The organism is Geobacillus vulcani PSS1 (assembly GCF_000733845.1).
GTDB classification, from domain to species: domain Bacteria; phylum Bacillota; class Bacilli; order Bacillales; family Anoxybacillaceae; genus Geobacillus; species Geobacillus vulcani.
The window spans coordinates 2,029,810-2,044,496 of record NZ_JPOI01000001.1; the positions used below are offsets into that span (position 1 = coordinate 2,029,810).

General features: G+C 53.3%; 11 protein-coding genes, 2 pseudogenes and 1 riboswitch. Of the genes and pseudogenes, 10 read left to right on the forward strand and 3 right to left on the reverse strand.

The window, feature by feature from the left end:
- The first annotated feature begins 62 nt into the window (after nucleotides 1–62).
- The gene (gene comGG / locus N685_RS0110945; RefSeq protein ID WP_031408297.1) at nucleotides 63–452 is read left to right on the forward strand and encodes a competence type IV pilus minor pilin ComGG; all 390 of its coding nucleotides are present in this window, start codon (nucleotides 63–65) and stop codon (nucleotides 450–452) included.
- A gap of 45 nt (nucleotides 453–497) precedes the next feature.
- Nucleotides 498–677, forward strand: a complete 180-nt coding sequence (locus N685_RS0110950) for a YqzE family protein (protein WP_031408299.1) — start codon at nucleotides 498–500, stop codon at nucleotides 675–677.
- A gap of 94 nt (nucleotides 678–771) precedes the next feature.
- Here the strand turns inward: N685_RS0110950 and N685_RS0110955 are convergent, their stop codons facing one another.
- Both N685_RS0110955 and N685_RS0110960 read right to left on the reverse strand, forming a co-directional pair.
- Entirely contained in the window at nucleotides 772–1,566 is a 795-nt protein-coding gene (locus tag N685_RS0110955) for a YqhG family protein (protein ID WP_031408301.1), read from the reverse strand.
- The gene (locus N685_RS0110960; RefSeq protein ID WP_031408303.1) at nucleotides 1,553–3,217 is read right to left on the reverse strand and encodes a DEAD/DEAH box helicase; all 1,665 of its coding nucleotides are present in this window, start codon (nucleotides 3,215–3,217) and stop codon (nucleotides 1,553–1,555) included. Before N685_RS0110960 ends, N685_RS0110955 begins: the two co-directional genes overlap by 14 nt.
- Nucleotides 3,218–3,435: 218 nt before the next feature.
- Nucleotides 3,436–3,524: riboswitch (glycine riboswitch) on the forward strand.
- A 183-nt stretch (nucleotides 3,525–3,707) separates the two neighbouring features.
- Between N685_RS0110960 and gcvT the strand changes: the two genes are divergently transcribed.
- From gcvT to N685_RS0110980, 4 genes are all read left to right on the forward strand, one after another.
- Nucleotides 3,708–4,802 carry a glycine cleavage system aminomethyltransferase GcvT gene (gcvT, locus tag N685_RS0110965; RefSeq protein WP_031408305.1) on the forward strand — a complete coding sequence of 365 codons (1,095 nt, stop codon included), beginning with the start codon at nucleotides 3,708–3,710 and terminating at the stop codon, nucleotides 4,800–4,802.
- A gap of 35 nt (nucleotides 4,803–4,837) precedes the next feature.
- On the forward strand, nucleotides 4,838–6,184 hold the full coding sequence (gene gcvPA, locus N685_RS0110970) for an aminomethyl-transferring glycine dehydrogenase subunit GcvPA (protein WP_031408308.1): 1,347 nt from the start codon (nucleotides 4,838–4,840) through the stop codon (nucleotides 6,182–6,184).
- Nucleotides 6,177–7,649: an aminomethyl-transferring glycine dehydrogenase subunit GcvPB gene (gcvPB, locus tag N685_RS0110975; RefSeq protein ID WP_031408310.1), complete on the forward strand. Its 1,473-nt coding sequence runs from the start codon at nucleotides 6,177–6,179 to the stop codon at nucleotides 7,647–7,649. The genes gcvPA and gcvPB overlap by 8 nt, the downstream gene beginning before the upstream one ends.
- Before the next feature lie 309 nt (nucleotides 7,650–7,958).
- Entirely contained in the window at nucleotides 7,959–9,146 is a 1,188-nt protein-coding gene (locus N685_RS0110980) for an ROK family transcriptional regulator (protein ID WP_031408312.1), read from the forward strand.
- A 54-nt stretch (nucleotides 9,147–9,200) separates the two neighbouring features.
- Here the strand turns inward: N685_RS0110980 and N685_RS0110985 are convergent, their stop codons facing one another.
- A complete protein-coding gene (locus N685_RS0110985; protein ID WP_011231903.1) occupies nucleotides 9,201–9,575 on the reverse strand; it encodes a rhodanese-like domain-containing protein in 375 nt (124 codons plus the stop codon).
- A gap of 192 nt (nucleotides 9,576–9,767) precedes the next feature.
- Here N685_RS0110985 and N685_RS0110990 point away from each other — a divergent pair, with 192 nt between their 5' ends.
- The 4 genes and pseudogenes from N685_RS0110990 to N685_RS0111010 form a co-directional block, all read left to right on the forward strand.
- A complete protein-coding gene (locus N685_RS0110990; RefSeq protein ID WP_031408314.1) occupies nucleotides 9,768–10,604 on the forward strand; it encodes a lipoate--protein ligase family protein in 837 nt (278 codons plus the stop codon).
- 254 nt (nucleotides 10,605–10,858) lie between these two features.
- Nucleotides 10,859–11,644: pseudogene (locus N685_RS0110995) on the forward strand (ribonucleotide reductase N-terminal alpha domain-containing protein); the annotation flags it as partial.
- A 243-nt stretch (nucleotides 11,645–11,887) separates the two neighbouring features.
- The gene (locus N685_RS20060; RefSeq protein ID WP_237746897.1) at nucleotides 11,888–12,772 is read left to right on the forward strand and encodes an LAGLIDADG family homing endonuclease; all 885 of its coding nucleotides are present in this window, start codon (nucleotides 11,888–11,890) and stop codon (nucleotides 12,770–12,772) included.
- Nucleotides 12,773–14,638: pseudogene (locus tag N685_RS0111010) on the forward strand (vitamin B12-dependent ribonucleotide reductase); the annotation flags it as partial.
- Nucleotides 14,639–14,687: the final 49 nt, after the last annotated feature.

A 14,687-nucleotide genomic window follows, 5' to 3' on the forward strand; every position in this document is an offset into this window, starting at 1 on the left:
GTACGGTGAGCCCTTGACCGCCGCTTCTCTCTTTTAGACTGGAAAAACGAGGGGAAGGGGAAATGGGTCGACAAAATGGCGTCATTTTTCCGATTGTGGCTGTTGTTGCTTTGTTGCTTGCCTTTTCTGTCACGCATGTCTTGCTCCTCTATGAAGCGGAGCGACAGGCGGCTTATGAGGCCCAGCAGGCAGCTGAAGCGGATGAGCTTGTGCAGATGGCCGTGTTTGACGTAAAAGAACGCATCGCATCTGCTGATCCGTCGACCGCGGGAGAGGCTGGGGAATGGACCTATCCGCGTGGAATGGCCGCCTATCGGTGGGGGCGGGAAGATGCAGCACACGTCCGGGTTTCTTTGTCCATCCGTTCGGCTTCTGGGCTGAGGCGCGTTGTCATGTTTACTGTCACGCTTCCGGCGCTTCATATTGTCGAATGGAGCGAGCAAAACGATTAAAAGAGGAAAGAAGCGGAAAAACTAAAAGAAAAAAGGGGGGGTTTGATGGCGGTCAACGATTATGTCAAGTTTGTCACCCAACAGTTTGTCGCCTACATGGACTTGCCGAAAGAGGAGCGGAGGCAGCGGCGTCAGGTGCGGAAACAAGAGAAGCTTCCCCTTTCATACCGCTTGTTTGGCATGGTGCCGCTTTCGCTTCGCTTGCTGTTTCGGCGCCGCCCGTAGCAGCCGCCCGCTGGCCTAGGCCGGCGGGCGGTTTTCGTGCCGACAGAAGGGGGGGTGAGCGCTCCGAGCCGGATGGACCAATCCCGGAGTTCATTCACGATGAGCGGGGCAGCAAATAAAACAGTCCGCCGTTGATGACGGAAACGGTGATGCGCGGCTTGTACTGCTTTTCCAACGCTTCCTTCTCAATATAATAGCACTCCGGCTTTTCTTCGCAGTCTTTGTAAAATTCATCAAGCAACGCCAAATCGTCGGCCCAGCGTCGGCGTGCCTCATCCGCCCACGCGTGGTTGTCGGCGGCGATGCGGCTGCGTATGTATTGCTCGAGACGGCCGATGCCGCTCCGCGGTTTAATGAGCGGGGAGATCGTGAAACAATAGTCCGGGATTTTCGGCGTCAGCCGCCGCTCGCCGAGCCGCTCGTGAAAGGACTCTATGATCGTTCCGCTAATGAGGTGAAGGCCAAGGGAGACGATTTCGTCTTTTTTTCGGTCGCATTCGTACGAAATCATGACGTTCATGCCGAGCCATGGATGGAGGGCGGCGTTTCCGTCCAAAGGCGCGCTTGGCTCCTCATACAGGCGGATGAAGCTGCCGCGTTTTTGCGCCGAGCGAAACAGCTGATGCAATCGGGGCGCACCGAAATGGAGGCGTTCTCCTTTAAGTTTGTCTGTTCGTTCATTGGCGCAGGTGATGAGCGTCAGTTGCATCGGCTGCGGGACGCCGCCTGTCCGCTCAATGTAATGCCAGTAAAACGGCCGATTCATCAGTTCTTTGTCCATTTCCGCCGTCAGCTGCACGGTGAGGTAATCGTCGTTCGCCTCGACAAACGTGCAGCCGTTAGCAGCAAAATAACGCTCGACAAAGCGGCGGATTTCATGTTGCTGCATGCCGCTCGCCTCCCTTCGTTCCAAGTTGCTCCGCCAGCTCGATCATCGCAACGATATTTTCCATTTTGATTTTCATCTCCCCTTCGCTCCGTGCATGAACAAAGGCGTCTTCGAAATAACGTTCCAGATTGGCGAGATTCATGTTCGCCAAAATGTCGTCCAGCTCGCCGACGACCCGCTCAAATAAGCGGATTTTTTCATACAGAAGCGTTAAAATATGCTCTTCGACCGTCTGTTTGACGGCAAAATTGTAAATGTAAACGTCATCCGTCTGGCCGAGGCGGTGGACGCGGCCGATTCGCTGCTCAAGGCGCATCGGATTCCACGGCAAGTCGTAGTTGATGACATAGCGGCAAAACTGCAAGTTGATGCCCTCGCCGCCCGCCTCGGTGGCGATGAACACTTGGGCGTGGTGTTTAAACAGTTCCTGCATCCAGTCTTTTTTGCCGCGCCGGAAGCCGCCGCGAAACGGAACAGACGAGATGCCGTGCTGCTTTAAAAACCATTGCAAGTAAAGCTGCGTCGCCCGATATTCCGTGAAAATAATGACTTTGTCATTGATGGAGCGGATGAGCTCAAGCGCTTTTTCCGCCTTGGAGTTCGTCGTGACGGCGTTGATTTTTTCCAAAACGCGCTCAAGCGGCTCTGGAACTGCTTCGCCGCATTTGTCGATCATGTTTTTGATCGTGAGAAACAGCGCCTCGCGGCTGCTGCACGCCTCGCGAAGAAGCGTGATGAGCGAAAACGAACCGGCGAATGATTCATGACGGAGCGCCTTTACCGCCTCATACAGCTCGCGCTCTTCATCCGTAAACTCGATCAGCACCGGCTCGACGTGGCGCTTTGACCATTCGATCGGCGTGTCGGCGCGGCGGTTGCGGATCATCACTTTGTTGACGAGCGCTTTTAAATGGTCGTTCGCCTGCACCGCCCGTGTTTTGCCGTATGTTTTCGCAAACTGTTCCGAGCTGCCTAAATGGCCGGGCTTCAGCAGCGAGACAAGGTTGAAAATTTCTTCGACCCGGTTTTGGATCGGCGTCGCCGTCAGCAGCAAACAAAACTTCTTTTTTAAATTTTGCACAAACTCGTAGTTTTTCGTTTTGTTGTTTTTCAGTTTGTGCGCCTCGTCAATGATGATCATATCGTACGGCTGCTCATAGATGATGTCGCGGTGCGGCGGCTTTTTCGCCGTATCGATCGAGGACACGACGATGTCGCACTGCTCCCAGACGTAACTCTTTTTCTGTTGGACGGCTGGGATGAAAAACTTTTCGTTCAACTCTCTCACCCATTGCGAAACAAGGGAGGCGGGAACGAGAATCAGCGCTTTTTTGACAAGCCCGCGAATCATATATTCTTTCAAGATGAGACCGGCTTCGATCGTTTTTCCAAGGCCGACTTCATCCGCTAAAATGGCTTTGCCGTTCATTTCCTCGACGACGCGGCGCGCCACTTCAAGCTGATGCGGAAGAATCGTTACATGTGGCAAATGTTTTAGCGCCTGCAAACCGTCAAATTCCGGCACGCTTATATGATGGGCGGCCTCCAGCGCCAGCTCGTACATTTCCCAACTTGCCCACGGCCCGTCTTTTTCGACGCGCGCTAAAAACTCTTCCTTCCATGTCTCATCCATTTTCAGGTCGATGTTCATCGGCATCCCTTCCTGTATCGCGAATGTTTATACGTTTTTTTTATGATATGTTAAACAAAATGGGAACATTTTTATATGAAATTCCTAATAAAGTTCGATCATTTCCTATTGCCCTTTGACTGTGATTGATGGTAGTATAAATTTAGAACATTCGCAGGACTCGTTGATCAGGGCGTTTGTTAGTATGCCCGATATGGAAACAATTTATTGATGGGCGGATGACGGCAAGGGGAGAGACTACGGAATGTAGCGCCGAAGGAGCAAGCGGAAACGCGAATCTCTCAGGCAAAAAGACCCTTGCTTGACGCAGCTCTGGAGAGCGCCTGCATTCACGCAGGCCACCCAAGAGGAAACCGATCGGCCCCACGGACCGCAAACGGACGCGCCAAACGGCCGGCGGGAAACTTTCAGGTGCCAGGACAGAGCCCCCTTTGATCGAAAGGGTGGAGTCTGTCTTTTTTTCTGCGATCGACGACAAGGAGGGAATGAGATGCTAAAGCGCACGCCCCTATTCTCGATGTACGCCCGTTACGGCGCCAAAACGATTGAATTCGGCGGCTGGGAAATGCCGGTGCAGTTTTCCAGCATCAAGGAAGAACATGAGGCTGTAAGAACGCGCGCCGGGCTGTTTGACGTCTCCCACATGGGCGAAATTGTCGTCCGCGGCCGTGGGAGCCTCGCGTTTTTGCAAAAGCTCATGACCAATGACGTCGCCAAACTGCGCCCCGGCCGCGCGCAATATACGCTTATGTGCAATGAGAACGGCGGCACGGTTGATGATTTGCTCATTTATCAAAAAGGAGAGAATGACTACTTGCTGGTCGTCAATGCGGCGAATACGGAAAAAGACTTCGCTTGGCTAAGCGGACATGTTGAGGGCGGCGTCGAGCTTCAAGATGTATCGTCCGAAACGGCTCAGCTTGCCTTGCAAGGGCCGGCAGCGGAGGGCGTCTTGCAGCGATTGACGGATTTTGATTTGGCGGCGCTGCGCCCGTTTTCATTCGCTGACGGCGTCGAAGTCTCGGGCGTGAAGGCGCTCGTTTCGCGCACCGGCTATACGGGGGAAGACGGGTTTGAGCTATATTGTAAAGCGGAAGACGCCGCCGCGCTATGGGAGGCGATCCTAGCCGCCGGAGCTCGTGACGGCGTTCTCCCATGCGGACTGGGGGCGCGCGATACGCTCCGCTTTGAAGCCTGCCTGCCGCTTTACGGTCAAGAGCTGTCCGACTCGATTTCACCAATTGAAGCCGGGCTCGGTTTTGCCGTCAAAACGGAAAAAGAGCCACCGTTTATCGGCCAAGCGGTATTGAAACGGCAAAAAGAGGAAGGGCCGCCGCGCCGGCTCGTCGGCATTGAAATGATCGACAGAGGCATTCCGCGCCACGGATACGTTGTCTTTGCCGACGGCGAAGAGGTCGGGTTCGTCACGACCGGCACGCAGTCACCAACCTTGAAGAAAAACATCGGCTTGGCCTTGGTGAAAGCGGATGTGGCCGCCATCGGCCGGGAGGTGGAGGTGGACATCCGCGGCAAGCGGCTGAAAGCGAACATCGTGCCGATTCCGTTTTACAGGCGGGCCAAGTGACGATTCCAAAGCGACAAGGAAAGGGGAAAAACGCAGTGCTCCATCGTTATTTGCCGATGACGGAAGAAGACAAACAGGAGATGCTGAAGACGATCGGCGTTGCCTCGATTGACGACTTGTTTGCCGATATTCCCGAACAAGTCCGCTTCCGCGGCAAGCTGAAGGTGAAACCGGCCAAATCGGAGCCGGAGCTGTGGAAAGAGCTTGCGGACTTAGCGGAAAAAAACGCCAACATCAAACAATATGTTTCCTTTTTAGGAGCCGGGGTGTACGACCATTATATTCCGGCTGTCGTCGACCATGTCCTGTCGCGCTCTGAATTTTATACGGCATATACGCCGTATCAACCGGAAATTTCCCAAGGCGAGCTGCAGGCGATTTTTGAGTTTCAGACGATGGTGTGCGAACTGACGGGCATGGATGTCGCCAACTCGTCGATGTACGACGGCGGCACAGCGCTTGCCGAAGCGGTGCTTCTTAGCGCCGCGCATACGAAGCGAAAGAAAGTGCTCATCTCGAACGTCGTTCATCCACAATATCGGGAAGTTGTGCGCACGTATGCGAAAGGTCAGAAGCTTGACGTGAAAGAAATTCCGTATGATGGCGGCGTCACCGACCTTAAGGCGCTTGAAGCGGAAATGGGCGATGATGTGGCGTGTGTTGTCGTCCAGTATCCGAACTTTTTTGGTCAAATCGAGCCGCTGAAAGCGATCGCGCCGCTCGTTCATGAAAAGAAAAGTTTATTCGTTGTCGCCAGCAACCCATTGGCGCTTGGCGTGCTGACTCCGCCAGGGGCGTTTGGCGCCGACATTGTCGTCGGGGACATGCAGCCGTTTGGCATTCCGACGCAGTTTGGCGGTCCGCATTGCGGCTATTTCGCCGTCAAAGCGCCGCTCATGCGAAAAATTCCAGGGCGGCTCGTCGGGCAGACGACCGATGAGGACGGGCGCCGTGGGTTTGTCTTGACGCTTCAAGCGCGCGAGCAGCACATCCGCCGCGATAAGGCGACATCGAACATTTGCTCCAACCAAGCGTTAAACGCCTTGGCCGCTTCCGTAGCGCTCTCGGCGCTCGGCAAGCGGGGCGTGAAAGAAATGGCGGCGATGAATATGCAAAAGGCGCATTATGCGAAAAGCGAGCTTGAAAAACGCGGGTTGTCGTCGCCGTTTGCCGGCCCGTTTTTCAACGAGTTCGTCGTCCGGCTCGGCCAGCCGGTTTCTGATGTGAACGATCGCCTGCTCGAAAAAGGGATCATCGGCGGCTATGACCTCGGCCGCGACTATCCAGAACTTTCCGGCCATATGCTGATTGCTGTGACGGAAGTGCGGACAAAAGAAGAAATCGATCGGTTTGTCAATGAATTGGGGGATGGCCATGCGTAATGATCAACCGCTCATTTTCGAACGAAGCAAGCCGGGGCGCATCGCCTACAGCCTGCCGGCGCTTGACGTGCCTGCTGTCGATGTCAGCGAGCTCGTGCCGGCCGACTACTTGCGCACCGAAGAGCCAGAGCTGCCGGAAGTGTCGGAGCTTGACTTAATGCGCCATTATACGGCGCTGTCGAGACGAAACCACGGCGTTGATTCCGGCTTTTACCCGCTCGGGTCGTGCACGATGAAATACAATCCGAAAATCAATGAAAACGTCGCCCGCCTCGCTGGGTTTGCCCACATTCATCCGCTTCAGCCGGAAAAGACGGTGCAAGGGGCGCTTGAGTTGATGTATGATTTACAAGAGCATTTAAAAGAAATCACGGGCATGGATGCCGTCACCTTGCAGCCGGCGGCCGGCGCCCACGGTGAATGGACTGGGCTGATGATGATCCGTGCTTACCATGAAGCAAACGGCGACTTCAACCGGACGAAAGTCATTGTCCCGGATTCAGCGCACGGCACGAACCCGGCGTCAGCGACGGTGGCCGGTTTTGAGACGGTGACGGTCAAATCGACGGCCGACGGACTTGTCGATTTAGAGGACTTAAAGCGCGTCGTCGGTCCGGATACAGCGGCGCTTATGCTCACGAATCCGAATACGCTCGGGCTGTTTGAAGAGCAGATCGTCGAAATGGCCGAAATCGTCCACGCAGCCGGCGGCAAGCTGTATTATGACGGCGCGAATTTAAACGCGATTCTTGGCAAGGCGCGCCCGGGGGACATGGGCTTTGACGTCGTTCATTTGAACTTGCATAAAACGTTCACCGGCCCGCATGGCGGCGGAGGCCCAGGCTCCGGCCCGGTCGGGGTGAAAGCGGACCTCATTCCGTTTTTGCCGAAGCCGGTCATCGAAAAAGGAGAAAACGGCTATTATCTCGATGACGACCGCCCGCAGTCGATCGGCCGCGTCAAGCCGTTTTACGGCAATTTCGGCATCAACGTCCGGGCGTACACGTACATCCGCTCGATGGGGCCGGACGGCTTAAAAGCGGTGAGCGAGTACGCTGTGTTAAACGCCAACTATATGATGCGCCGCCTCGCCGAATATTACGATTTGCCGTATGACCGCCATTGCAAGCACGAGTTCGTCCTGTCGGGACGCCGGCAAAAGAAACTCGGCGTCAGGACGCTCGATATTGCCAAGCGGCTGCTTGATTTCGGCTTCCACCCGCCGACGATTTACTTCCCGCTCATCGTCGAAGAGTGCATGATGATTGAGCCGACGGAGACAGAGTCGAAAGAGACGCTCGACGCGTTTATTGACGCCATGATCCAAATTGCCAAAGAGGCGGAGGAAAATCCGGAAATCGTTCAAGAAGCGCCGCATACGACCGTTGTCAAGCGATTGGATGAAACGACCGCGGCGCGCAAGCCGATTTTGCGCTATCAAAAACCAAAACATAGCGACAACTGACGTTTGATCATTGATGAGCGCTCGCTCCCCAACGGAGCGGGCCGTTTTTTGTACGGTGGATGAGCCATTGACAGAAATGCCAAATTAGTTTATTATATAAACTAATGGCCAGGGAAGAAACAGCATGCGTTCATATGGAGAAGTTAGCCTTAACAGTCGGCGCACGGGCGCTCGACGGCTTGAATGAAAAAGCGGATGGCCAAGAAGCCCACACGGCAGGAATCGACGGATGCAGAACGGCCATAGTGAGGCGCCCCTGCCCTTTCGCAAGACACATTCGATCAATCAAATGAAAAGGATGACAGAGACGTGAGGACAGGAAACATTTCCCTTGTCAAAAAAATGAATAAACAGCTCGTCTTGAAATTGATTCGCGACCAGCATCCGATTTCGCGCGCCGATATTGCGAAAACGACCGGATTGAATAAAGCGACCGTTTCCGCGCTTGTTGATGAACTGATCGCCGAGCATTTCGTTCATGAAAGCGGAATTGGCGAGTCAACTGGAGGACGCCGGCCGCTCATGCTTCGCTTCAACGCCGAAGCCGGCTCGCTTGTCGGCGTGGAGTTGGGGGTGAACTATTTGTATGCCGTGTTGACCAATTTAAATGCGGACATTCTTTGGGAGCAACGGCGTTCGTTCCGCCCATCCGAAGGGCAAGAGGCGATCATCGGCGAAATGATGGAGCTCATCGAGGCGGCCATCCGCCGGGCGCCAGCGACGCCGTATGGCGTGATGGGAATCGGCATTGGGGTGCCGGGCGTTGTCCATGCCGAGAGCGGGACAGTTGTGTTTGCCCCGAACTTGCGCTGGGACGATGTCGCCTTGGCGGCTGTTTTGCGGCAACGGTGGCCTGAGCGTCCTGTCATTGTCGAGAATGAGGCGAAACTGGCGGCGCTTGGAGAAAAGTGGTTTGGCGCCGGCCATGAGTTTGCCCATTTCGTCTATATTAGCGCCGGAATCGGCATTGGCGCCGGCGTCGTTCTTCACCATCAGCTCTATCGGGGTGTCAGCGGCCTAGCTGGTGAAATCGGCCATCATACGATCGATGTCAACGGCATTCGCTGCAGCTGCGGCAACATCGGCTGCTGGGAGATGTACGCTTCTGAAAAATATATTGAGCGGCGGTTAGCCGAGGAAGGGCGTTCCGAATGGCTCGGCGACCGTTTTTCTGTCGCGGCGATGGCGCTGGCCGCCGAGAGCGACGAGCAGCTGGCGCGCATTTTGGAGGAAACAGGACGCTATCTCGGCATCGGGTTGCTGCAGACGGTGTATGCCTACAACCCAGAAGCGATCATCATCGGCGGCTCGCTCGCCCAAGCCGGGGAGCACGTGCTTGACCCGGCGCGCCAAGAAGTGAAGCGGCGTATTCTTGTGAAAAAAGAAAGCGAGCCGTATATCATTCCGTCGGAGCTGAGGGAAAAAAGCTGCGCGATTGGCGCTGCTGCTTCCGTATTAGAGGCGGTCGTTTTGCCGCCGGAATTTGCGGCGGTCTAGCGCATGCAAAGAGGCGCCTGCCTGTTTTGGCAGAGCGCCTCTTTCGTTAACGGGTTACGCTTTTTTCTTCACTTTCCCGGTCCATGTTTTAAATCCGCCTTTTAAATGATACAAGTCGCGGTACCCTTTTCGATAGAGCATTTGTGCGGCACGCCCGCTGCGCAGCCCGTTTTGGCAGTACAAATAGATCGGCTGGTCTTTGCGCAATTCTTTCATGCGCATGCGAAGCTGCGTGAGCGGGATGTTGCGCGCCCCTAAAATATGTCCAGCCGCAAACTCATCTGGTTCGCGGACGTCGACGAGTTGCGCTTTTCGATAACCGGCGCGGAACTCTTCCTCTGTCAACGCTTTGACAATTCTCTTCTGCCAGAAGTACGTAATGACGGAATACACGATGATCGCGCCGAGAATAATGAGCAAAGCTTCCACCCGTCATGCCTCCTTTCGCTTCATCTGCTATTTCCTATTATATAAAGTCGCCGCCGGGAAGCAAAGAGATTTTCGCCATGCCATTTTTCTTTCCTTCACCGGCGTTGTTTGCTAAACTAGTAAAGGCGGCCGAAGGGTTCTGCCCTGAAGCGCCGCCATGTTGAAGTGAGGAACAATGGAGAAGGTGGAACGATGGCAAAAGAAGTATGGCGCTTTATCGATTCCGGCCATTGCCCGCCGGCGTTCAATATGGCACTCGATGAGGCGCTTCTCGATTGGCACAGCGAAGGAAAAATTCCGCCGACGGTTCGCTTTTACGGCTGGAATCCGCCAACCTTGTCGATCGGCTATTTTCAAAAAGTGGAGAAAGAAATTGACTTAGAGGCGGTGAAACGGCACGGCCTTGGCTTTGTCCGCCGTCCGACCGGCGGGCGCGGCGTCCTGCATGATCAAGAATTGACATACAGCGTGATCGTCTCTGAATCCCATCCGGCGATGCCAAAGACGGTGACGGAAGCATACCGCGTCATTTCGCAAGGAATTTTAGAGGGATTTCGCTATCTTGGATTGGATGCGTATTTTGCCGTGCCAAAGACAGAAGAAGAGAAAGCCGATTTGCGCAGCCCGCGCTCGGCTGTTTGTTTTGACGCGCCGTCATGGTACGAGTTGGTCGTTGAGGGACGGAAAATCGCCGGCAGCGCGCAAACGCGGCAAAAAGGCGTCATTTTGCAGCACGGATCGATCTTGCTTGATCTCGACGAAGAACTGCTGTTCAGCTTGTTTAAATACCCGAACGAGCGGGTGAAAGAGCGGCTGCAGCGGGAATTTAAAAACAAAGCGGTCGCCATCAATGAGGTGGCGGGCCGGACGGTGACGATTGAGGAAGCAAAAGAAGCGTTTTACAAAGGATTTGAAAAAGGATTGGACATCGTGTTGGAACCGTACACGCTCACTGACGAGGAGCGGGCGTATGTCGAAGAGCTGGCGCGGACGAAATACGAAAGCGATGAATGGAACTTCAAGCGCTGAGTAGCGGTGTGGTAAATCGTTCGTTTTCCGGCAAAAATGGCGGCACTCCCCTGTTTTTCTCTGCTTTTCGCCATGTTTTGCTTTTTTTGCTTGACAAAAATGAAATTATTCGTTCTCTTTAACAATATATAGTATGATTTTCGTAAAAAATCATACTATATATTGTTTTTTTCTGTTCGATATGGTAAGGTAGAGAAGACAGGACAACTTTGCCAAAAACATGAGAGATTATATAAAAGAGGAGAGATAGGAGAATGACGGTGGCGTCGTCCGAAAAAATGAAGATCAATATTGACAAGCTGAACGAGGACATCCGCCTATTTCCGCAAGTGCATCCGATTACGCCGGATATGCACATCACCCATAAAGGCGTATCCCGTTTGGTCATGTTGGACCGGTATTCGTTCAAAGATACGGAAAAGCTGACGCTCACACCGGGCGATTTCGTCGTGTTGACGATCAAGGAAGATCCGAAGTTCCCGGCTCGAGGGCTTGGATTTATCGTCGACATCGACTGGGAGGCGAAAAAGGCGCACGTGTTGATTGAGGATGAATACCGGCATGTGCTCGAAGGGGAAGAGGCGGAGACCGGCATTGTGGTTCGGTCGCTCGACATTATCGACAAGCCGCTCGAGATTTTCTATGAGCAAATTGCCAAGCGGAATGCGACCGGGCTGGCGGCGGTGGAAAAGACGGAAGAAAAGCGGAAAGAGTGGTTTGAAAAGTTTTATCAAGAGCTCGCCAGCTTGAATTTTGTGCCGGCCGGCCGCGTGTTGTACGGCGCAGGGTCGGGCAAGGAAGTGACGTATTTCAACTGCTATGTGATGCCGTTTGTCAAAGACTCGCGCGAAGGCATTTCCGAGCATCGGAAGCAGGTGATGGAAATCATGAGCCGCGGCGGCGGCGTCGGGACGAACGGCTCGACATTGCGGCCGCGCCATACGCTCGCGCGCGGGGTAAACGGCAAATCGTCCGGGTCGGTCTCGTGGTTGGATGACATTGCCAAACTGACCCACCTTGTCGAGCAAGGTGGCTCCCGTTGACTAGGGCGCAAAACGGCGGGAGTAAAATCTCGCGAATTGCTGGAACCCCCTAAAGCCAACTTGACCACAACGGAGCTGGCGACGGCAGACGTGACGGTTGGAAAACAAGTTGGATGCAACAATGGGCAACCAGCAGCCGAGCATCTCTGGAAACGGAGATGAAGGTTCAACGACTATTGAAACTTCCTACAGCCCTCGGTACAATCAGGGTAACGAACACTGTTTCGTGGGGGGAGGGCTATGGAAGGAGTAAATCGTATCCCGCGGCAACGGGGATACGAGGCGCGAGACAGGGAAGAGATAATGAAAACAGCAAAGTATCTGCATGAGGAGGGATATAGTCAAGTTAAAATCGCCATGATGTTGGGGATTTCTAGGGGAACCTTAATGAGATGGAATAAAGATCAGGGAGTATTCCAAACCAGAGCACCTGGAGAGGCTGGTAAGTTAGCAGTAAAAAAATACGGTTATAACGAGAACTATTTTTCCAATATCAGAACCCCGAATCAGGCTTATTTAGTTGGCTATATCCTAGGTGATGGAACGCTATATGATCGTAAAAAATCAAAACGACTTGTATTAACTGTGGCAGAAACCGATAAAGATCTCCTTTATAGTATAGCAAGGGAGATGAATATTGCCCCTGAAGCTGTGAAGTTTAGAAAAAATAATACATGTAATGAACAAAATAAGTATTCATTAACAATTAGTTGTACAAAAATCTGTAATGATCTCATGAGACTGGGAATATCCCCTAAGAAAACTGGGAAAGAGCCATGGATACAATTTAACAGTATTGAATTGCAATGGAGTTTTCTAAGGGGGATATTCGATGCTGATGGGAGTATTAGAGTGTATAGAAGGTATTATCGGGATAGGGAGAAGGACTACCTTAGGGTAAGGTTTGGTATTACTGGATCAAGACCATTACTAGAAGGAATCTTAAATTTTCTCAAAGCTAATGGAATTGCCCAAAATGTCAACTCCCTAACTGCCAAACAAGGTTGTTTTGATTTATATGTTTCCAGTATTAACGATGTAAAGAAAATATTCCATCACTTGTATCGATATGGAGACCTTAAGTTGAACCGTAAATACGAGATCTTCTCTTCCCTGATGATATAGTCTGATCTCCGACCGAAAGGCGGAGAGCTAGGCAGAAATGACCTAGCCCGCTCGTGGAAGCGAGCGAGTAACAATGTGCGCGGCGCCCAAATGATCATGCTTGCCGACTGGCACCCGGACATTATTGAATTCATCGTCTCAAAAATGCAAAACCCGCGCATTTTGCGCTACCTGCTTGAAAATATGGAAGACGAAGGCATCAAAAAAGCGGCGCGCGACAAGCTGAAATTCACGCCGCTCACCGAACGGGAGCGGGCGATGTACGAAGCGATCGTCCGCTATAAGAACGCGCCGGACTACGGCGGCTTCACGGAGGAAATCATTAAAGACGCGGAAGAAAAGCTGCGCACCGGCGGTACATATACAGTGCACAACCCTGACTTTTTAACCGGTGCGAACATTTCCGTCTGCTTGACGAAAGAGTTCATGGAAGCGGTCGAAAACGACGAAGAATATGCGCTTCGCTTCCCAGATGTGGAAACCTATTCCGAAGAGGAAATGCGCATTTATAACGAAAAATGGCATGAAGTCGGCGATGTGCGCGAATGGGAGAAAATGGGCTACCGCGTTCGCGTCTACCGAAAAATTCGCGCCCGCGAACTGTGGAAGCTGATCAACATTTGCGCGACGTATTCGGCCGAGCCGGGCATTTTCTTCATCGACAACGCCAATGAAATGACGAACGCCCGCGCGTACGGGCAAAAAGTCGTGGCGACCAACCCGTGCGGGGAACAACCTCTCGCACCATATTCTGTCTGCAACTTGGCCGCCATTAACTTGGCGAACATGGTGGACAAAGAACGAAAGGTCGTTGACTATGAAAAACTGAAACGCACGGTTGAAATCGGAGTGCGGATGCAAGACAACGTCATTGACGCGACGCCGTACTTCCTTGAGGAAAACAAAAAGCAAGCGCTCGGCGAGCGCCGCATCGGCCTTGGCGTCATGGGGCTTGCAGACTTGCTCATTTACTGCGAAAAAGCGTACGGTTCTGAGGAAGGAAACCAGCTCGTCGATGAGCTGTTCCGCACGATCGCCACGACCGCATATCGGGCGTCGATCGAGCTGGCGAAAGAAAAAGGCAGCTTCCCGTTTTTGGTCGGCGAAACGGAGGAAGAGACGCGCAAGCTGCGCGAAGCGTTCATCAACACCGGCTACATGAAACGGATGCCGGAAGACATTCGCCAAGATATTTTGAAATACGGCATCCGCAACTCGCACTTGCTGACGGTGGCGCCGACAGGATCGACGGGGACGATGGTCGGCGTCTCAACCGGGCTGGAGCCGTACTTCTCGTTCTCGTACTACCGGAGTGGACGCTTGGGCAAATTTATCGAAGTGAAAGCGGACATCGTCCAAGAATATTTAGACAAACATCCAGAAGCCGACCCGAACCACTTGCCGCCTTGGTTTGTGACGGCGATGGACTTGCCGCCGGAAGCGCACGCTGACGTGCAGTGCATCATTCAGCGCTGGGTTGACTCGAGCTTGTCGAAAACGGTCAACGCGCCAAAAGGCTACACCGTCGAGCAAGTGCAAAAAGTGTACGAACGGTTATGGCGCTGCGGCGCGAAAGGCGGCACCGTCTATGTCGACGGCAGCCGTGATGCGCAAGTGTTGACGTTAAAGGCAGAGGAAAATCAGATCGAAGAGCAGCTTGAATTGCTTCCAGAGGAGCTTGAGGAAAAAGAGACGAAACGCCCTGTCGTGCTCGTTGATACGATTCAAGACGTACGCGCCACCGATGTAACCATCGGTTCCGAAATCGGCAATATTTGCCCGATTTGCCGCGAAGGGACGGTCGAAGAGATCGGCGGCTGCAACACGTGCACGAACTGCGGCGCCCAGCTGAAGTGCGGGTTGTAATGGGAAAGGATTGGATGAAGGAAACGCTGGTTCTGCAAAGGAACCGGCG